The organism is Cohnella suwonensis (assembly GCF_042655365.1).
Taxonomy (GTDB): Bacteria; Bacillota; Bacilli; order Paenibacillales; family Paenibacillaceae; genus Cohnella; species Cohnella suwonensis.
In genome coordinates, this window is sequence record NZ_JBHSMH010000062.1 from 32,878 (window position 1) to 52,568 (window position 19,691).

Annotated in this window: 12 protein-coding genes and 2 riboswitches; all 12 genes read left to right on the forward strand. The window is 57.8% G+C overall.

Features of this window, described 5'->3' with window-relative positions:
- The first annotated feature begins 36 nt into the window (after positions 1–36).
- Positions 37–948, forward strand: a complete 912-nt coding sequence (urtB, locus tag ACFPPD_RS17080) for an urea ABC transporter permease subunit UrtB (protein ID WP_209749983.1) — start codon at positions 37–39, stop codon at positions 946–948.
- 36 nt (positions 949–984) lie between these two features.
- Positions 985–2,088 carry an urea ABC transporter permease subunit UrtC gene (gene urtC / locus ACFPPD_RS17085; RefSeq protein WP_209749982.1) on the forward strand — a complete coding sequence of 368 codons (1,104 nt, stop codon included), beginning with the start codon at positions 985–987 and terminating at the stop codon, positions 2,086–2,088.
- Entirely contained in the window at positions 2,039–2,827 is a 789-nt protein-coding gene (urtD, locus tag ACFPPD_RS17090; RefSeq protein WP_209749981.1) for an urea ABC transporter ATP-binding protein UrtD, read from the forward strand. Before urtC ends, urtD begins: the two co-directional genes overlap by 50 nt.
- Positions 2,805–3,512: an urea ABC transporter ATP-binding subunit UrtE gene (gene urtE, locus ACFPPD_RS17095; protein WP_209749980.1), complete on the forward strand. Its 708-nt coding sequence runs from the start codon at positions 2,805–2,807 to the stop codon at positions 3,510–3,512. Before urtD ends, urtE begins: the two co-directional genes overlap by 23 nt.
- Positions 3,513–4,027: 515 nt before the next feature.
- Positions 4,028–4,159, forward strand: a riboswitch (guanidine-I (ykkC/yxkD leader).
- Between the two features lie 78 nt (positions 4,160–4,237).
- Positions 4,238–5,260, forward strand: coding sequence for an ABC transporter substrate-binding protein (locus tag ACFPPD_RS17100; protein ID WP_378082694.1), 1,023 nt, complete (start codon positions 4,238–4,240; stop codon positions 5,258–5,260).
- Between the two features lie 6 nt (positions 5,261–5,266).
- Positions 5,267–6,163: an ABC transporter permease gene (locus ACFPPD_RS17105; protein WP_209749979.1), complete on the forward strand. Its 897-nt coding sequence runs from the start codon at positions 5,267–5,269 to the stop codon at positions 6,161–6,163.
- 41 nt (positions 6,164–6,204) lie between these two features.
- Entirely contained in the window at positions 6,205–7,101 is an 897-nt protein-coding gene (locus tag ACFPPD_RS17110; protein WP_209749978.1) for an ABC transporter ATP-binding protein, read from the forward strand.
- Positions 7,102–7,669: 568 nt separating this feature from the next.
- On the forward strand, positions 7,670–8,332 hold the full coding sequence (locus ACFPPD_RS17115; protein ID WP_209749977.1) for an energy-coupling factor ABC transporter permease: 663 nt from the start codon (positions 7,670–7,672) through the stop codon (positions 8,330–8,332).
- Positions 8,329–8,667 (forward strand): PDGLE domain-containing protein, encoded by a 339-nt coding sequence (locus tag ACFPPD_RS17120; protein WP_209749976.1) that lies wholly within the window; start codon positions 8,329–8,331, stop codon positions 8,665–8,667. Before ACFPPD_RS17115 ends, ACFPPD_RS17120 begins: the two co-directional genes overlap by 4 nt.
- Complete coding sequence (gene cbiQ / locus ACFPPD_RS17125; RefSeq protein ID WP_209749975.1) at positions 8,639–10,264, forward strand: cobalt ECF transporter T component CbiQ; 1,626 nt, start codon at positions 8,639–8,641, stop codon at positions 10,262–10,264. The genes ACFPPD_RS17120 and cbiQ overlap by 29 nt, the downstream gene beginning before the upstream one ends.
- A 207-nt stretch (positions 10,265–10,471) precedes the next feature.
- Positions 10,472–11,014 (forward strand): stage V sporulation protein T, encoded by a 543-nt coding sequence (gene spoVT, locus ACFPPD_RS17130; protein WP_209749974.1) that lies wholly within the window; start codon positions 10,472–10,474, stop codon positions 11,012–11,014.
- A gap of 493 nt (positions 11,015–11,507) precedes the next feature.
- Positions 11,508–11,583, forward strand: a riboswitch (cyclic di-GMP riboswitch).
- 130 nt (positions 11,584–11,713) lie between these two features.
- The gene (locus ACFPPD_RS17135) at positions 11,714–19,690 is read left to right on the forward strand and encodes an RHS repeat-associated core domain-containing protein (protein ID WP_209749973.1); all 7,977 of its coding nucleotides are present in this window, start codon (positions 11,714–11,716) and stop codon (positions 19,688–19,690) included.
- Position 19,691 lies beyond the last annotated feature (1 nt).

The window sequence follows — 19,691 nt, forward strand, 5'->3', positions numbered from 1 at the left end:
GCCCGCCGGCGGGCATACGGAGCAGGGGGTAACGCCATGGAAATCTGGGTATCGCAATTATTTAACGGATTAAGCGTCAGTTCCATTTTGCTGCTGATCGCGCTCGGCTTGGCCGTTACTTTCGGCCTGATGAGGGTCATTAACATGGCGCACGGCGAGTTCATCATGATCGGCGCGTACGGGGCGTACATGACCCAGCAAGTGTTCAAGTCGAACTTTTCCACTGGCCTATTCGACGCTTATTTTCCCGTCGCGATCTTGTTCAGCTTCGCCATCGCCTTCGCGATCGGCTACTTGCTGGAGATCACTCTCATCCGGTTCCTGTACGGAAGGCCGCTCGACAGCTTGCTCGCCACTTGGGGCGTCGGCCTCATGCTTCAGCAGCTCGCGCGTTCGATCTTCGGCGCGCCTAACGTCGCCGTGGCGAGCCCGTCTTGGCTGGACGGCGGACTGACGATCGCTTCGGGAGTGGTGTTTCCCTATAAAAGACTGTTCATCTTCGCCCTCGTGGCGCTTTGTCTCTTCGCGATGTATTTGTACATCTATCGCAGCGCCGCCGGCCGCCGGATGCGGGCGGTCATGCAGAACCGCGAGATGGCGGCATGCCTCGGCATCTCGACGCGGCGCGTGGATTCGTTCACGTTCGCGATCGGCTCCGGCATCGCGGGCATCGCTGGCTGCGCGCTGACGCTCATCGGCCCGATCGGTCCGTCGATCGGCACGTACTACATCGTCGACGCGTTCATGGTCGTCGTGCTCGGCGGCGTCGGCAAGCTGATCGGCACCGTCGTCGGGGCGCTCGGCATCGGGGTGTTCAACACGCTGTTCGAGTGGGGGACGAACGCTTCGCTGGGCAAGGTGCTCGTGTTCCTATGCATCGTCGCTTTCCTCCAGTGGAAGCCGATGGGGATGTTCGCGGTACGGACGCGATCGCTCGACCAGAACTAGCGGATAGAGATTAACGTAAGGGAGAAGGTGATCGCGGTGCAACTATCTAACCTCTTGCCGCGCCGGATATGGCTGTTGCTCGGTTACGCCGTCGCTGCGGCCGCATTGTTCTCGGCGCCGCTGTATCTCGGCGATTTTCGGTTGAACTTGCTGGCCAAATGCTTGGCGTTCGCCATCGTGGCGCTCGGATTGGATCTGTTATGGGGATATACCGGCATTCTGAGCTTGGGTCACGGCGTGTTCTTCGGGCTCGGCGCTTACGCGATGGCGATGCATCTGAAGCTCGTCGCCGGCGGCTCGCGCCTTCCCGACTTCATGGATTGGATGGGGCTAACGAAGCTGCCGTGGTTCTGGGAGCCGTTCAAGAGCTTCGCGTTCGCGGCGCTCATGGGTATCGTCATTCCCGCGGGTCTCGCGTTATTGCTCGGGTTCTTTACCTTCCGGAACCGAATTCGGGGCGTCTACTTCACGATTCTGACGCAGGCGCTCGTCATTATCACGGTGACGCTGTTCGTCGGCCAACAAGCCTATACGGGCGGCACGAACGGCCTGACGGGGTATACGAAGCTGTTCGGCTACGGCCTCAAGACCGACACGGCCAAGACGATGGTGTACTTGGCGACGGTCGTCGCGCTCATCGTCGCGTTCCTCGTATGCCGCTTCCTCGTGAAGAGCCGCTTCGGCAAGGTGCTTCGGGCGATACGGGACGGCGAGAATCGCACGCGGTTCCTCGGCTACGATCCGTCCCGTTATCAGATGACCGCTTTCGCCGTGTCGGCGGCGCTGGCGGGACTGGCGGGCATGCTGTTCGTCCTTCACGTCGGCATTATTTCCCCGACGATGATGGCGATCGTCCCTTCGATCGAGATGGTGCTGCTCGTCGCCATCGGAGGCCGCGGAACGCTGATCGGCGCGGTCATCGGCGCGATCATCATGACGCAGGCGAAGAGCGAGCTTAGCGCGTCTTATCCGGATTTCTGGTTGTTTTTCCTCGGGGCGTCGTTCATCGTCGTCACGGTGTTCATGCCGGGCGGCATCGTCGGGTTGGCGCGTCTGTTGAATCAAAAACTAACGAGGAGGCGTAACGCGGATGAAGTCAACCTCAATCCTGTCGTGCGAGAAAGTAACGGTGTCGTTTGACGGATTCAAGGCGGTGCAGGACATGAGCTTGGAGCTCGCGTCGGGCGAGCTCCGGTTCTTGATCGGTCCGAACGGGGCGGGCAAGACGACGATGCTGGACGCGATCTGCGGCAAGGTGAAACCGGCGGCCGGCAACGTGACGTTCCACGGCAAGCAAGGGACGGTGGACGTGACCCGCCGAAAGGAGCACGAGATCGCGCAGCTCGGCATCGGACGCAAGTTCCAGACGCCGTCGATCTTCTCGGGCCTGACCGTCGACGAGAACCTGGAGATCGCGATGGCGCAGAACCGGGGCGTCTGGGCGACGCTTCGCGCGTCGATGAAGAAGAGCGACCGGGAGCGGATCGACGCCGAGCTCGAGCTCATCGGCCTCGGCGACAAGAAACGGCTGAGAGCCGGCTTGCTCTCCCACGGCGAGAAGCAATGGCTCGAGATCGGCATGATGCTGCTGCAGGAGCCGGAGATTCTGCTTCTCGACGAGCCGGTGGCGGGCATGACGGACAAGGAAACGGACAAAACCGGCGAGCTGCTGCAGGAGATCGTTCGCAAGCGGACCGTCGTCGTCGTCGAGCACGACATGGAGTTCGTGCGCAACTTCGCGAGCAAGGTGACGGTCATGCACGAAGGCAAGCTGCTGAAGGAAGGCTCGATGGACGAGGTGCAACGAGACGACCGGGTCGCGGAAGTGTACCTGGGGAGAAAAAGGCGGGATTTCGATGCTATCGGTTCAACGGCTTGAGGCGGGGTACGGCGAGAGCGTGATTTTGCGGGACGTGTCGATTACGGTGGAGCCGGGCCAAGTCGTCTGCCTGATGGGGCGCAACGGCGTCGGGAAGTCCACGCTGGTGAAGAGCATCATGGGGCTGCTAAAGGCACGAAAAGGCTCGGTTTCCTTCAAGGGGACGGACGTCACGAAGAAGGCGCCGGGCGAACGCGCGAAGAAGGGCATCGGTTACGTACCGCAAGGTCGGGAGATCTTCTCGCAGCTGTCGGTCTACGAGAATCTTCGGATCGGCTTGGAGGCGCATCCCGACAAGGCGAAGCGCAGGAGCAAGGAGATCCCGGGCGAAGCGATCGAGAAGTTCCCGATCTTGCCGACGTTCTACAAGCGCCGCGGCGGGGACTTGAGCGGAGGGCAGCAGCAACAGCTCGCGTTCGCGCGCGCGCTTATCTCCGAGCCCGAGCTGCTCGTGCTCGACGAACCGACGGAAGGCATACAGCCGTCGATCGTCGACGATATCCAGGACGTCATCCGCTCGATCCGCGACGAAGGGAAGACGGCCATTCTGCTCGTGGAGCAGAGCCTCGACTTCGTGAGAAGCGTGGGCGACCGCTTCTACATCATGGAGAAGGGCGCGATCGTCTGGGAGGGCGGCCGCGAAGACTTGGACGATCCGGCGGTCATGAAGCATCTCACGATATAAGAGGTTGTTCAAAAAGCCCGATTTTGATCACGAAGATTTTCAGGAAGCCGATTCGGCGTCGAATCTTGAATGCTGCACGGGACTTCCGGTTCTCACGTAGGTTTGCCTACGCTCCGATCCTCATTCCCTGGCTTCTTTCAACCTTCTTGGTGCTGAAAACCGAACTTTTTGAACGTTACAGAAAGTTTAAGTTTGCTAAAGTGTTAAAGCAAATGAAAACATTCTGTACTTGGAAAAACTTCCGCTGAACGCGGTCGCCCATCTTCGAGGAACTTCGATAGACGTTTTTCTTTAACGATTCAGAATGTATAAGTTTCACGCTTATCCATTTCTGAATCGTCTCCGCAAAGCTTCTTCAGCGCCCAGAGGACGCCGAAGGCGTTTTTGCTTGCACTCGCGATATAACGATGTTAGTTTTCATAACATTTTAGTTGACGAATCGAAATGGTCGCTGTTAGAATGTAAACAAAGTTAACAACCGTTAACAACTGAATAAAGGTTCCGCAAGTCGGAACGCAAATGTCATCTAGGGTTCCGTTGGCGAAGGTCAAGCTGGTCCGAGAGATGGCGTATGGCATAGAGAGAACGATCGGCAACGTCCGGTCTCCCTGCGCCATATAACACGGAAGGACAAAAGCCTGGGAGACCCCTCCCTCAGGCTTTTGTCCTTTTTTTAATACCCTTCGGCATTCATGCAGAACAAAGATAAAGGAGAGAGATCATCTATGGTGAAAAAAAGGAATGGCTCGAGAAGCCGGTTGTTCGTCGCACTGTCCGTCATGATCGCGGCCGTCACTATCGTATCGGCATGCGGCAACAAGGGGAATTCGGCCGATTCGGACGACCCGATCTCCATCGCGCTGAGCCCGTGGCCGGGCTGGTTTTTCTGGTACTTAGTCGAGGAGAAAGGGTTCTTCGAGAAACACGGCGTCAACGTGAAGCTCGAATGGTTCCCGGTGTACAGCGATTCGCTGCAGGCGCTCGCGACCGGCAAGGTCGACGCCAACAGCCAGACGCTGTCGGATACGCTGCCCGCCGCCTCCAAAGGCATCAAGCTCAAGGCCGTTCTCGTCAACGACAACTCGGACGGCGGGGACGCCATTGTCAGTAAGCCCGACATCGCCAGCGTGAAGGACTTGAAAGGAAAGACTGTCGCGACGGAGCTCGGCACGGTCGACCATCTCCTTCTGCTGACCGCGCTGGAACAGAACGGCCTTAGCGAAAGCGACGTGAATTACGTGAACATGACCGTGAACGACGCGGGTCCCGCGTTCATCGCCGGCAACACGGACGCTTCCGTGCTGTGGGAGCCGTTCCAGACGAAAGCCGTCAAGGAAGGCAAGGGCAAAGTGTTGTTCTCGTCCAAAGAAACGCCGGGCTTGATTCCGGACCTGCTCGTCTTCCGCGAGAGCGTCGTGAAGGATCGTCCGGACGACGTACAGAAGATCGTCGACGCTTGGTTCGACGCGCTGGCCTACTTCAAGGATCACGAAGCGGAGTCGATCGAGATCATGGCGAAGAAAGCCGAGACGACGCCGGAGGACTTCAAGCTGGGACTCGAGAGCATCAAGCTGTTCTCCGCGGCGGACAACGTGAACGCGTTCGAAGTTCGGGAGGAATTGACTTCCTTGGCGTTCACCGGCAAGAAGACGGCCGAGTTCTTGAAGAAACTCGATATGATCAGCGACATTCCGGACGTCGAAGCGTTGCTGGAGCCGAAGTTCGTTCAAAAAGCAGCAGGAGGTTGATGTCTCATGAGCGAACCGAGTCCACCGACGGCGTCGCTGGCGCCCGCCGCCGTTGCCGCATCCAAGGCGCAACCGCCGCAATCGCACGCCGGTAAGAAGGCGTTCGCCGGGAAGAAGCCGAAGAAGCGGCCGGCGTTCCGAATATTCGAAGACATTCCGAAGAGCGGCTTCCTCGCGACGGCGGCATTATCCTTCGTCGTCATGCTGACGGTCTGGTCGGCGCTCAGCTACGGGGGGCTCATGAACCCGGTGTTCATGCCGACGCCGGACAAAGTATTCCGGACGTTCTTCGACCAATTGGGCACGAGCGCTTATTGGCATCAGATCGGCATCAGCGTGTTCCGCGTCATGGCGGGCTTCGTGCTCGCTTGCGTCGTCGCCATCCCCATCGGCCTGTTCGCCGGCACTTACCGGCACGCGGAAGCGTTCGTCGAACCGCCGATGGAGTTCATCCGGTACATGCCGGCGGTGGCGTTCATCCCGCTCATCATGGTGTGGGCGGGCATCGGCGAATCGGCCAAAGTGCTGCTCATCTTCATCGGCTGCTTCTTCCAGATGGTGTTGATGGTGTCCGCGGACACCCGGCTCGTCTCGAAGGATCTCGTTCAAGCTTCCTTTACGCTCGGGGCAAGCCGGTGGCAGGCGATTCAGACCGTCATCATTCCGGCCGTGCAGCCCCGGCTTCTGACGACGATGCGCCTCATGCTCGGCTGGGCGTGGACGTACTTGGTCGTCGCGGAGCTCATCGCCGTCAACAGCGGTCTCGGCTACACGATCATGAAGGCTCAACGGTTCTTGAACACGGAGCAGATTTTCGTGGGCATTATCGTGCTCGGACTGATCGGGTTGATCAGCGACCGGATCTTCGCGTTCTTGAGCCGCCGGTTGTTCCCTTGGGCGTAACGGCGCACATATGACGGCATTGTTGAAGGAGGGAATAGACGATGAGCGAAACGGCGGAAGTGTTGGCGGTCGAGGAAGCGGAGACATCGGCGCAGGACGAAGCATCGGCGGAAAATACGGCGGACGCGTCGGTACCTGAGGCATCATCGGCGGAAAATACGGCGAACGAGACGCTCGGGGCGATCGCGATCCGGGGCGTCGGCAAGTCGTTCCGGTCGGGCAAGAAGAAGGCGGAATTCCGCGCGCTCGACGGCATCGATCTCGAGATCGGGGCCAACGAGTTCGTGACGATTCTGGGGCCGTCCGGCTGCGGCAAATCGACGTTGCTTCGCATCGTGGCGGGCTTGGAGGAAGCGGACGAAGGGGAAGTCGCCGTGGACGGAGACGAAGTCGTCGGGCCGGGCGCGGACCGGGGGATGGTTTTCCAAGGATATACGCTGTTCCCATGGCTAACCGTCCGGCAGAACATCGAATATGGCCCGAAGCTGAACGGCGCGTCGATCCTCGGAAGGCGAGCGATCTCCAATCGTTACTTGCGCATCACCCGGCTCGAGGCGTTCGCGAACCATTATCCGAAGCAGCTGTCCGGCGGGATGAAGCAACGGGTGGCGATCGCGAGGGCGCTGGCCAACGGGCCGAAAGTGCTGCTCATGGACGAACCGTTCGGTGCGCTCGACGCGCAGACGAAGCTGGAGATGCAGGAGACGCTGCTCGACGTCTGGGAGAAAGAGAAGACGACCGTGCTGTTCATCACGCACGACATCGACGAAGCGATCTTCCTGTCCCAGCGAATCGTCGTCATGGGCGCGGGGCCGGGACGCATCCTTCGCGAGTTTCCCGTGACGCTTCCGGCGGAACGTACCGCGGAAGTCCGCGAGCATCCGGAATTCCTGAAGCTCAGACGCGAGCTGGCGGGGTTGCTCAAGCATAAGGAATAAGGCGGCTTAGAACAGGGCAATCGCTTACGAAAACGCGAGACGCTACCCATCCGATAAGGAATAACCGCCAAAATGACCGTTGTCAATAAACAAACGACATCTTAATGGATGGTTAACAGTCAATTGGGCGGTTAAAGTTCCCATTTGCTCTGTCTATTGGGGGTTGTAGAGGACTTAACGGTCAAGATGGCCGTTAAGTAAGGGGGACGGGTTCCATGAACAGTCATAACAGTCAAAATGGCAGTTATCGCATCGGTCGACTTGACCGAAACGGCTCCTGCCGATCCGTTGATCTCGTAAGCGATTGCCCTGCAGCTTAGAAGCAGCAGATTGTCATCATATCTGACATATGCGTTGACGGTAAGGAACGGCGGTTGGTAAAATAGAAAAAAGCGGGCTTGCCCGGGGCCACTACTCCCCCGGGCTTTGTTATTTTATCGGATCAGATCGTATAAGTTTTCGATGTCCTTTTACTCATCTGATCCCTACGCAAAGCTAATTCGTCGTCCTAAGGACAACGAATGCGTGTTTGCTTGTCGGACACCTATCGCCATAAGGGGGGATTCTCGTGCATATTCCGGACGGATTCTTAGACGTGAAGGCTTGCGTGACGACAGGGGCTCTAGGCGCGGGGGCAGTGGCTTACAGCTTAAGGAAAACCCGGCTCACGCTCGTGAAATCGGAAGTGCCGAAGATCGCGTTGATCGGGGCGTTTATCTTCGCGGCGCAGATGCTGAACTTCCCGATCGCCGGCGCGACCTCCGGCCATTTCCTGGGCGGGGCGATGGCCTCAATCCTGTTCGGCCCCGCGGTCGGCGTCGTCATCATGGCGGCCGTGCTGATCATTCAGGCGTTGATCTTCCAAGACGGGGGATTAACGGTGCTCGGGGCCAACATCCTGTGCACGGGAGTCATCGGCTCCTACGTCGGATACGGCGTCTATCGGCTGGGAACGGCCGTGCTGAAGGAACGGGCTTCCCGCGCCGTCGGCTTCGTCAGCGCGTGGTGCTCGATCGTCGCCGCAGCTTGCGGCGTATCGCTCCTGCTCGCGTGGTCGGATACGTTCCCGATCGGCGTGGCGCTGAAGGCGATGGCCGGCTGGCACAGCTTAATCGGGCTAGGAGAAGGGCTGATCACGGCGCTCGTCGTCGCTTATTTGAGAGAACGCAAGGTCGCGTTCGACGATATCGCCCCGGACGCGGCCGCGGGCAAGGAGGCTTCGGCGGGATGAAGGAGAAAGCGACAAGCAACCGCAAGAAGTGGATCGTCGTCGCCGCGGTCACGTTGATCGCCGCCGGCGCGATCTCTTACTTCGCTTCTCCGCATCCGGACGGGCTGGAGCGGGTGGCGATCAATCACGGGTTCATCGACGAGGCCAAGGAGCCGAAGCGGAAAGCTTGGCTTGCGGACTATCAATTCCCCGGCGTAAGCTCCCCCTTCGTAAAGGGCGGTCTCGCCGGTATCGTCGGCGCGGGTCTGCTGTTCGGCGCGTTGTATTTGTTAAAAGGGCTTGCGAAGGACGAGGAGGATAAGGGCGATGGGAAAGGCGATCATCACGCTTCATGAACCGGAACATATTCGCCCTCTGATCGCCAAGCCGAAGCATCGGCTGTGGGTCGTGCTGACGCTACTGGCGCTGGTCGTCATCGCAGGGCGGCCGCTTCCGCTCGGCATCGCGGCGGGAGCGTTCCTCGTTCTCCTGCTGTGGTGCGGCGTCTCCTTCAGAACGATCGTCGGACGTCTGCTGCTCTTGCTGCCTTTCGGCGCGGGGGCGGCTATTTTTATCCCGTTCCATACCGAGGGGACGGCGGCGTTCGAGGTATGGGGGTACGTCGCGACCGACGAAGGCCTTCGGAAAACGACCGTTCTGCTGCTCAAGCTCGTCGGCGCGAACTTGCTGTTGACCTATTTGCTGACGGTGACGCCGTTGTTCGTGCTGCTGCGGAGCCTGAGATCGGTCGGCGTACCGGCGGTCCTGCTGGAGCTGATGCTGCTCATCGTCCGGTACTTCTTCCTGCTTAAGGAGGAAGCGGCCGGCATGATGAAGGCGCAGCGTTCGCGGGGGATGAGCTTCAAGGGGCTGTGGTGGAGCAAGCGCGCTTACAAGCGATTCGGCGAATTGGCAGGCGTGCTCTTCCTGCGCGCCTACGAGCGAAGCAAGCGGATCTACATCGCGATGTCCGCCAGAGGCGGGCTGGAGACAGGCGAGACGACAGGCGTCGCGGCGGGAAGTTCGGTCGATGCGCGGGTCGCGAGAGACGGAGAGGAGAAGAGGACGATGGGCGAGAACGCGATGGCGGCGGAAGTGCGGGGAGTCGGGTTCGCCTACGGCAAAATCAAAGCGTTAAACGGAATCTCCTTCGATATTCCGGTCGGCTCGAAAGCGGCGCTGATGGGACCGAACGGAGCCGGAAAGTCGACGCTGATCTCCTTATTGAACGGATTGGAATTGTCCCAGGCAGGGGAAGTGAGACTGTTCGGAGAGAAGGTCGACCGCCATAACGGGGAAAGGCTTCGCAGAAGGGTCGGCGTCGTGTACCAGGACCCGGACGACCAGATCTTCTCGACGACCGTGGAGGAAGACGTCGCGTTCGGCCCGCGCAATCTGGGGCTGCCCGCGGCGGAGGTCGAGGAGCGGGTAGAGACGGCGCTTCGCCAGGTCGGGATGGGCGAGATGAGAACCCGATCTCCGTTCGAGCTCAGCTACGGGCAGAAGCGCAGAGTCGCCATCGCCGGCGTGCTCGCGATGAGGCCGGACTTCATCATTCTCGACGAGCCGATGTCGTTCCTCGACCCGAGAGGCCGGGACGAGCTGCAGGCGCTGCTCGAAGACATGCAGCGTCAAGGCTTAACGATCTTGATCGCCACGCACGACGTCGACTTCGCGGCGGAATGGGCCGATCGGATTCTGCTCCTCAAGGACGGCAAGCTGCTCGCGAGCGGGACGACGGAGCTGCTCTTCGACGACGCGCTGATCGAGCAGGCGTCGCTGCATCTGCCTCGGTTGGCGCGCCCTTTCCGGATGCTGAGCGGCGCGGAGGGCTACCGTCCCCGTTCGGTGAAGGAAGCGGCGCAGCTGATCTGGAAGCTCGTCCGCATGGGCGGGGGCGCGGAAGCAGCGGAGAGCAAGCCGCGCCAGACGAAGGGGATGCCGCCTTCCTAAAGCGCGACGCGGGGTAAAGCGGTTGCAATTGGGCGTTTTCTCCAGCGGTGGGCGAGCGCATAAGAAAATGGGAGAGGTTGAATACTACATCTACGGTTCAATGTCACCTTTTTCCGATTGTACTAACGTTCGTCATAAAGGCCGGCAAGTCATTCGAAGCCGGCGGCCGCTGTGCGAATACACCAATGAAAGTGGGGCAACACGAGCATGAAAGCAACCGGGATTGTACGCCGTATCGATGACCTAGGCAGGGTCGTTATTCCAAAGGAAATTCGTCGCACGCTCCGGATCCGGGAGGGCGATCCGTTAGAAATTTTCGTGGACCGCGATGGCGAAGTCATCCTCAAAAAGTATTCCCCGATCGGGGAATTGGGCGATTTCGCCAAGGAGTACGCGGAATCCCTTTCCGAGAGCACGGGGCATATCGCCATGATATCCGATCGAGACACCTTCATCGCCGTGGCCGGCGCTTCGAAGAAGGAGTACCTCGACAAGGCGATCGGGAACGTCTTGGAGAACTGCATGGAGAATCGCAAAATCGTGCTGGAGTCCGGCACGGGCAATTACGAGGTGCTGAAGGACGGGAACGAGACGATCGGCGCCTTCGTCGTCGCCCCGATCGTCGCCGGCGGCGACCCGATCGGCACCGTCGTCCTCCTCAGCAAGGACGATCAAGTGACCATGGGCGAGATGGAGAGCAAGATGGTCGAGACGGCCGCGGGGTTCCTCGCGAAGCAAATGGAGCAGTAACGCGGCCTGACGGCTGCGGGAAGAAGTCCTCGGCGCCCTCCGGACGCTGAAGAAGCTTTGCGGAAGTATCGCGCGCACTCGCAAGACCCGGGCTATTGGACGCATCGAACGGATGCGGGGCTCGGGTCTTTTTTGCGCGGCGACGCTGTCGGCCGGCCTGCTGATAAAGCGATGACATCAACTTATCTGACGAGGGACGGACGTTTGCGCGATTCGCCGAAATAGCGTTCCCCCAGATCACTAGCTGATGCGCTTTATTCAAGCGAGAATCACCCGAAGCGAAGTGACGATGCGCGGGCACATTACAGGGTGACGCCGTTGCCGACTAGTTATAATCGATCCATTACACGCACGTTCGTCACCGCCACTAGCGATCTGTTTTGCGACCATGAGCACAGGACGTTCATCCCGAATAAATGGCACGATTCTACAATAATTTGCAAAATACGATTCCCAAGTCGCACATTTCTGGTATAATCAGGAACATAAGAAACACCGATAAAGGCAAACCCACCGCAAGGTGGGGGCGCAAAGTCATGGGTCCCACGTTGGATCGCCAGACCGCCGAAGTTGCAGCCGCATCGATCATTTACGTTGCCGCACGCTTAGGCGTAGCGGCTTTTTTCTTTTTTCGAATATCAAAAGGTAGAGGTGTGTAAGAGAATGAGGAAAAGTAGGCGCAGTGTCCGCAGTTTAGCTTTGGCAATCATCGTATCTTTGCTGTTTGGATTGGCTCCGGCCGCCGTATGGGCGGACGCGGCGAACAGGCTGGGCGACGCGTTTGCCGACTTGACCGCAGGCTCGGGCGGCGAAGCTTGGGTCGACGGGCCTGACATAACGGAAACGCCCCAATATTACACGTTTACCGGCGACAAGGTGCTCGAAGCGCATCCGGACGTCGGACCGATACGCTCAGGTTCAGGCGGACCGAACTTGAAGGCAGCCGACACGCCGGCTTATTTGACGGACGAGGACGAGAAAATGACGTTCTCGTGGAACGACACGCTTCAGAAGTGGATTGCCGCCCAGAAAGCCCAATACGGTGACCCGCAGGGAGCTCCGCCTTCGGGCTACACGGTCAAAGTGAAGCTGGAAGACGTGGCTCAGAAGAAGACCTATACGTTGGTCAACGATCGGGTTGACGTCAACGGTACGAATACATATGTATGGAAAGCGGTTGACGATACAGGGAAAGCTCTCCCAGATGGCTATTATTTCTGGGAGCTATCGGCGGATGCACCGGAAGTTACGTTCGTGAAGCCGCCGGCCAAACCTGGCGACGATCCGACGGAGACGCAGCTGACCGCTCCGAGCTACGATTCGGAGAAGCAATTGGTCGTGCTCGACCGGACCGCGCCGGACATCGTCGGCATCCATCCGCTCGGCGGAGGCCGTCTTGCCGTGGAAGCGCACGATTTCGTCGGCGGGTTGTCCAAGCTGACTGTTTCGGGTGCAGCTAACGTTTCGAAAACCTGGACTAGCAAACAACCGCTGCGCGACGCGGTTTCCTTCCAGCCAAGCGACGGGGAGACGCTGACGATTACCGCAACGGACGCAGCGAACCATGTTACGTCCGTCACGCTGCCAGCGTACCCGTACGTCTCGGGCACAGGCGACGCGGACAACGTGCCGCACGCGGACGGTGTCGTCTCCGGGCAGGACGTGCGCATCAACCTCGCCACCGGTAATGGAACCGAGAAGTTCGACGGGTTCATGCAGCAGCAGGCGGGCACCGATTTGAACTTTTATTTGACGTACAACCACCAGAACCGGATCAATGGGAAGCTCGGGTACGGTTGGAGCTTCAGCCTGGACTCTCGCCTAACCAAATGGGATGACGACAACATCACATGGCAAGGGTTCGACGGGACGTTGTATTGGTTTAAGAAGGTCGGCGATAAAGATTACGTTACCTATGCCAACGGGCAGCAGCAGCATTATCCGAACTTGAGGTTCGACCCAGATTCCAGCTCGGACGATAGAGATGCCTTCATTCTGGAGTGGCCGAATCAACTGCGCTACCGTTTCCATAACGACGGCCGCTTCTGGCTGATTCAGGATCGCTATACGACGCAGCTCTCTTTCCGGTGGGATGAAGTTTCGACCCCGTACGGAACGGATAATCGCATTACGGAAGTATGGGATCACAAACAGGGCGCGATCGCTTACTTTAACTACGCGCCGGATACAGGTGACCTCAAATCCACTGTCATTGCGGACGTCGATGGGCTCGGCAATGAGGTCGGCGGCAACAAACGCAAATTTTTCTTTCTCTACGACCAAGACGGCATGATGATCGGTTACCGTGCGCCTTCGCCCGTTCCGGCACAACCCGAACTCGGTAAAATGACCCGTTTCGTCTACGACAAACTGCTGCACCGGATCGTCAAAGTCATCGATAATGGTACGAACGATCCTGCAATCGAGGGAGAAACGCCGAAATCCGTCACGACCGTCTGGTCGTATGACCATCAGAACCGCGTCACCCGCATGAGCTTGACGCGCACCCAAGACAATACGGAAGAATTCCTGAGCGCCGACTACGATTCGAACACTGCGACGGTCGGTCAGCCGGGACGTAGCTATAAGTTGTCTTGGGATGCCGCTATGCATCCGACGGAGATGACGGAAACGGTGCAGACCGCGGATGGACCGCAGCAGGCGACCACGACGTACGCCTACAGCGGGAACAATCTGATCCGCATGACGGATCCGCTGAACCGTACCACAAGATACCGCTACAACGACGCCGACAACGTGATCGCGGAGCAGAGCCCGTCCGGGCGCATCATGCATTACGTTTACGACGAGGACCAAGACCTGATCGAAGAGACGGGGCCGCTCGACTATGACGTGAAGTACGATCTGGAGAAAGCCTTCCGCAAAATCCTGAAGCGCACGACGACGCAGCAGGCGGTCGACCCGGCCGGAGTGAATGACGATGCGCAAATCGTAACGGTTGAAGAGTACGACAGCTTGGGGCAGCTTTCCAAACGCACCGATGCCGAAGGCAACGTTTTCACCTATACGTATGACGTGAACGGTTTCGTCACTTCGGACGGCTCCCGCAATACGTACGTGAACGATCAGAACGGCAACCAGCGGACCATCACGACGGATGCCGGCACAGCGGACAAAACGGTGGTGACGCAAACGTTTGATGGCATCGGTAATTTGAAGCACCGCGAAAGTCCGACGGGCCTGGTCGAAGACTTCGAGTATGACGCTTGGGGTCGAACGACGAAGGCCACTCAGACGGACAAGAACGATGCAACTCAATCGATCGTTCAAAACTATCAATACGACGATGGCGGGAACCTGATCGAGCAATCGGATGGGTTAACGAAGACGACATATAAAGTAGACGGCGCAGGGAATGTTTTGTCGCAGGTGATGGTGCCTCTCGAGGAAGGTACGGCAGGCCAGCGGGAGGAAACATTCGAGTACGACAGCCGCGGGCTTGTCGTAAAGCGTACCGACTCGCGGGGCGAGACGACCGAGACATGGTTCAACAAAGCCGGGCAACCGGTTAAGACAGTCGTGTCGCCGGACAACTTGACGACAACAATCGAATACGATGCAACGGGACGGCAGAAGGCGGTCATCGCCGCGGACGGCGGACGGGTCGAATACGTCTACGACGCGTGGGATCGGGTCGTTCAGCAGAAGCAGTTCGTCAAGTCGGTGTTCCCGGGTAATGTAACGGCGACTTCCGGCGACATGACGGAGAAAATCGCGGTGACCGAGAGCCGGTACGACAGCGCCAGACGCCTCGTCGAAGAGAAACGCCCGAACGGGTCATGGATGCGCTACGTCTACGACGGCAATGGACAAGTGACGGATGCCTCCGTAGGCGGGCCGATTCCGCAATGGAACGGGGCGTTGCTGAAGACGGGTGAGGACGACGCGTGGTATGAAGGCAACGAGATTCTTCAGAGTCAGCAATATACGTACGACAAGCTGGGCCGCATGCTCAGTTCGACGGACGGTAAAGGGAACAAGACGGAATACCGCTATTCGGGGCGCACCGTCGAGACTTTGACCCCGGCCGTGGATGCAAGCGGAGTGGCCGCCGTATATTCGCGCAAGGATTCTTACGATGCCGCGGGGCAACTTGTACGTACCGTCTCCGAAGCGGGAGACGTGTCGACGTTCGAGTATAACGCTTTTGGCGGGAACGAGCGTTCGGTGAACGAAGAAGGGCAAGTCGTCGCGTCCAAGCTGGATGCGTACGGACGCATGACGGAGCGGACCGAGGCGGTCGATCTCTCCGGGGCCGTCCAGAAGTTTGAGTATACGAACGATGCGTGGGGCAACGTGCGCGAGGAGCGCCGCCAGTTGAACGGCAGCGAATGGGCGACGACGACCTACAGCTATACGCCGCAAGGGGATCTCGCGCGGAGCGTATCGTCTTCGGGGCTTGTTACGATTAACGCCTACGATAAGCACGGCCGACTGACGCAATCGATCGATCGCAACGACGGCGGAAGCGGGGCTTCCGGAGACCGCGTGACGGGGTATTTCTATGACGCCTTGGGTCGCCAAGCGAAGGTTACGGCGCCGGACGGCGGCCAGTCGCAGACGGTCTACGACACGGCCGGCAACGTGTTGCTGTCCATCGATAGCCTCGGCAACATTACCGAGTATCGCCACGACCTCGCGGGCGTGACGACGGAGACGATTCAGTACAGGGAAGGCACGACACAGCTTAACTCGGGGAATATTAGCGCCGTTACGCGCAGCGTCTTCAATGGCGCGGGCAATGCCGTCGTGACGCAGGATCCGAACGGCAATGTTGTCCGGTCTATTTTCGACAGTGTCGGGGCTATAGTGCAAGAAACGCATTACGAGAGCCCGGCCCTATCCAGCGAACAGATCGTTAACGCGTATCGCTACGATCCGCGCGGTTTCATGATCGCCTCCGTGGACGGCAACGGCCATACGACGACGTACGCGTACGACGCCGAGGGGCAGCAGACGATGGAGACCGACCCGGTCGGCCATTACGCGAAGTACGAATATAGCAAGACAGGGTTCATGACGGCGGAGCGCCGTCCGCTTGGGCGCGATACGGAATGGACGTACGATTATCGCGGGAACAAGCTTACCGAGAAAGACGCGCTTGGGCAGATTCAACGTTTCAACCTGGACTTGGATGGCCGCACGGATACGGAATTCAACCGACTGGGAGAAGCGACGCAGTACGACTATGATGCGGCCGGGCGGGTTACGTCCAAGACGACCCCGAACGCCGGCGTATTCTCTTATCAGTACGATGCCGCCGGGAACAAGCTGGAGGAAGTCCGTCCGGTGTACGGTGCCGTCAGCTATGACTACGATAAGCGAGACAGCTTGACGGCTGTCGTCGAGCCGCAGGCGAACACGCATTATACGTACGACTCGGAGCTGAACCGGACGAGCCAGCAGGATGGCAACACGCAGCTGACTTCTTACGATTACGACGCGCTCGGCCGCCGTCTGCAGAAGGTCGTCGTCAGACCGGAGAGCGGACAGGATGTTTTCGAATATCAATACGATCCTAATGGCAACGTCGTGCTCGAGAGAAAACCGGGCGGCTTGACGACGACTTATCGCTACGACTTCATGGATCGCAAGACTCGGGAGGATTATAGCGACGGCACATGGGTGGCCTATACGTACGACAAGGCGGGGAACGTGCTGTCGAAGTCGAACGCCGATGGGACGGTAACCTACGCGTACTACGAGAACAACCAGCTCAAGGGCGTCGTCTATCCGAACGGAGACACCGTCGGGTACGAATATAACGAGAACGGCGAGCTGTCTGCGGAGACGACGAACGGTAAGAGAACCGAAGTCGTGAACGATGCCGCAGGACGTCCGACGAGCTACACGGATTCGAACGGGCATACGTATACGTACGAGTACGACGCGGATGGCTACGTGACGGGCATCAAGTATCCGAACGGCACGGTCACATCGATCGGGTATCAACCGGGACACCTTGTCGGCACGCAGCAGACGGCGGATGCGAGCGGCACGGGACTGCACGCTAGCAGCTATACGTATAACGCTCGCGATTTTATTACCGGGATGCAAGATCATCAGGACAAGTCCGGCTACGCTTATAATGATCGCGAGCAGTTGATCCGCGTCGAGACGCCGGAAGGCGACGTCATGCAGTACGAGTACGACGGCGCGGGCAACCGGACCGTCCGCAAGACGACGATTCAGGGCGTGGCGGAGGACAAGAACAAGGTCATAACGTCGGACGAGCTCGTCGAGATGGTGCTTGCCTCGTTCGGCATGAAGGTGCCTGAACAAGCGGAAGAGCCTTCCGAGCCGGGGAATGATGATCCTTGCACGGACAAGGGCAATAACGGCAATGCCTACGGCCATGACAAAGATAACGGCAACGGTAACGGCAAGAAGGATGCGTCGATCGACGGCGTGAAGATTGCCTCCACGAGCATGGATTTCCTAGCTGCGAACGGCAATGGCGGCGGGAATGGCAACGGCAATGGTGGCGGGAACAGTGACGGCAACGGAAATGGTAATAGCGGTGGGAATGGAAATGGAAACGGAAATGGAAATGGCAATGGTAACGGTAACGGCAATGGTAACGGCAAGGACAAAGAGTCGAACGCAGCCGATGGCTGCGGCAATGGCAACGGCAAAGGGAACGGCCAAGGCTGGATGAAAGCGCTGGAGAACGGCAACGGCAAGAAGCTGGGGCTGTATAAGAAGCTGAGCAAGTTGAACGGATCGGATCTAGAGATCGATTCGCTGTTCGAGACCGGCAAAATCGAGCATCTCCTCGCTGCTGTCGATAACATCGTCAACGGCGAAGTCAACCTGCCGCCGGGCGAGCAAACGAAGCTTTTTGAACGGATTCGTTCCGTCGGCAAAGGATATACCGTCATCGGCACGAAATATACGTATAACTCTCGTAATCAGCTCGTTCATCGCGAGAATCTGATCCGTTACGAGGAATACGACTACGCGTACGATGCCGCAGGCAGCTTGCTGACCGACAGCCGCAGCAAGTACGAGTGGAACGCCCGCGGGCAACTGACGAAAGTCACGTTCCCGGACGGCTTCGGCGAGAAATACACGTACGACATGCTCGGCCGCCGCGTCACCAAGACGCAATTCAATCACACCGGCAGCGATCAACAGACGACAACCTATCACTACAAGGGCGACACGTGGGCGCTGACCGAAGAGATCGTAAGTGGCGATAGCGACGACGGCGAATCTAGCAAAACGTACACGTACGACGCGAACGATAGACCGCTGTCGATTACATTCAAAGGCGAGACGTTCTGGTACGTCTACAACGGCCACGGCGACGTCATGGCGCTCACCGATGAAAAAGGCGAAGTCGCCGCCCGTTACGAGTACGACGCATGGGGTCTCGTCACCCGCATGTACAACCGCTACGGCGAGCGCGTCCGCGAAGGCATCGGCTGGATAGGCGACCTTGGCACCGGCAACGGTACCCCGGGCTCCATGCAAGGGCCGGAAGACGGTAGCGGTAATATCGATCCGGACTATCATCCGGGGATTGGCAACCAAGATAAGACCAACGGAAACGGTAACGGTAAAGGCAATGGTAAAGCGAAAGATCAGAGCCAGAGCTCGACCACCGAGACAAGCGCCACCGTTGAAGAAGCTACACCAGCAATGGGCGGAATCACGCTGGACAGCATTTTAACCGACGATACCGCCGAGCCATCCGAAGACATCACGACGGATCTCGTGAAAGAGAACCCGATCCGCTACGCCGGTTACTATTGGGAACGGAAGACGCAATACTACTATCTCCAAGCCCGTTACTACGACCCTCGCCCGGCTCGGTTTATTAGCGAGGATACGTATGAGGGTAAGGTTAACAATCCGCTTAGTTTGAATCTCTATACGTATGTGGAGAATAATCCGTTGAAATATACGGATCCAAGTGGGCATAGTGCCTGTGACGAGAATGGAGAAAATTGTGTTCGTCCAACTCCTCCGCAACAACCTAAACAAGATAGTGATAGTAATAAGTCGACCTATAGCGAAACATACACTTATGTAGACAAAAATGGGAATACTGTAAAAAAACAATGGAAAATTTCTGATGAAGAATTCGAGAATTCAAGCGCACTTGATTTGGAACAGATATCTGAGATACTAAACAAACGCAATTCTGAATTAGTAAAAAGAGGTTTCGACAAAGCCATACACGAATTTGCAGTTAAGAAAAAAGTAAATCCAAAGGTGATATTAGCGACACTTGCACAAGAGCAAAATTGGGTCAAAAATGGAAGATATGACAAAGCTTTTGGAGTTGGCCCAGGTGGAAATCCCTCATCATTTGCGGAAAATGAAAAGGGGGGTCTGGCAATAGTAGTAAATACGTATATTAAACATTATAAAATAGGTAAAAAAATGGAGGTAAACGGTGGTTTAAAGCCTATGCTTGTAAATCGCGACATGAAACCTTATCCTGAGACCACTGCTGTTTTCGGAAAAAAAACCAAGGACTGGCAAAAGAAAAATCCCAAATATGTTAAATACATGGAGAAAGGACAATATGTATTACCCGTAAACGCTGTAATGTACGCAAAGTTAAAATACACGCCATGGGTTGATTTTCCACCACAAAGTTCGCATCCATTAGATGATTGGCATAAAATATTCATGTCTTTTTAAA

What these genes read in the sequence shown, in the direction of transcription:
- urtB (WP_209749983.1), top strand. Translation starts at nt 37, where the DNA reads ATGGAAATCTGGGTATCGCAATTATTTAACGGATTAAGCGTCAGTTCC.
- urtD (WP_209749981.1), top strand. Translation starts at nt 2,039, where the DNA reads ATGAAGTCAACCTCAATCCTGTCGTGCGAGAAAGTAACGGTGTCGTTT.
- urtE (WP_209749980.1), top strand. Translation starts at nt 2,805, where the DNA reads ATGCTATCGGTTCAACGGCTTGAGGCGGGGTACGGCGAGAGCGTGATT.
- ACFPPD_RS17100 (WP_378082694.1), top strand. Translation starts at nt 4,238, where the DNA reads ATGGTGAAAAAAAGGAATGGCTCGAGAAGCCGGTTGTTCGTCGCACTG.
- ACFPPD_RS17105 (WP_209749979.1), top strand. Translation starts at nt 5,267, where the DNA reads ATGAGCGAACCGAGTCCACCGACGGCGTCGCTGGCGCCCGCCGCCGTT.
- ACFPPD_RS17110 (WP_209749978.1), top strand. Translation starts at nt 6,205, where the DNA reads ATGAGCGAAACGGCGGAAGTGTTGGCGGTCGAGGAAGCGGAGACATCG.
- ACFPPD_RS17120 (WP_209749976.1), top strand. Translation starts at nt 8,329, where the DNA reads ATGAAGGAGAAAGCGACAAGCAACCGCAAGAAGTGGATCGTCGTCGCC.
- cbiQ (WP_209749975.1), top strand. Translation starts at nt 8,639, where the DNA reads ATGGGAAAGGCGATCATCACGCTTCATGAACCGGAACATATTCGCCCT.
- spoVT (WP_209749974.1), top strand. Translation starts at nt 10,472, where the DNA reads ATGAAAGCAACCGGGATTGTACGCCGTATCGATGACCTAGGCAGGGTC.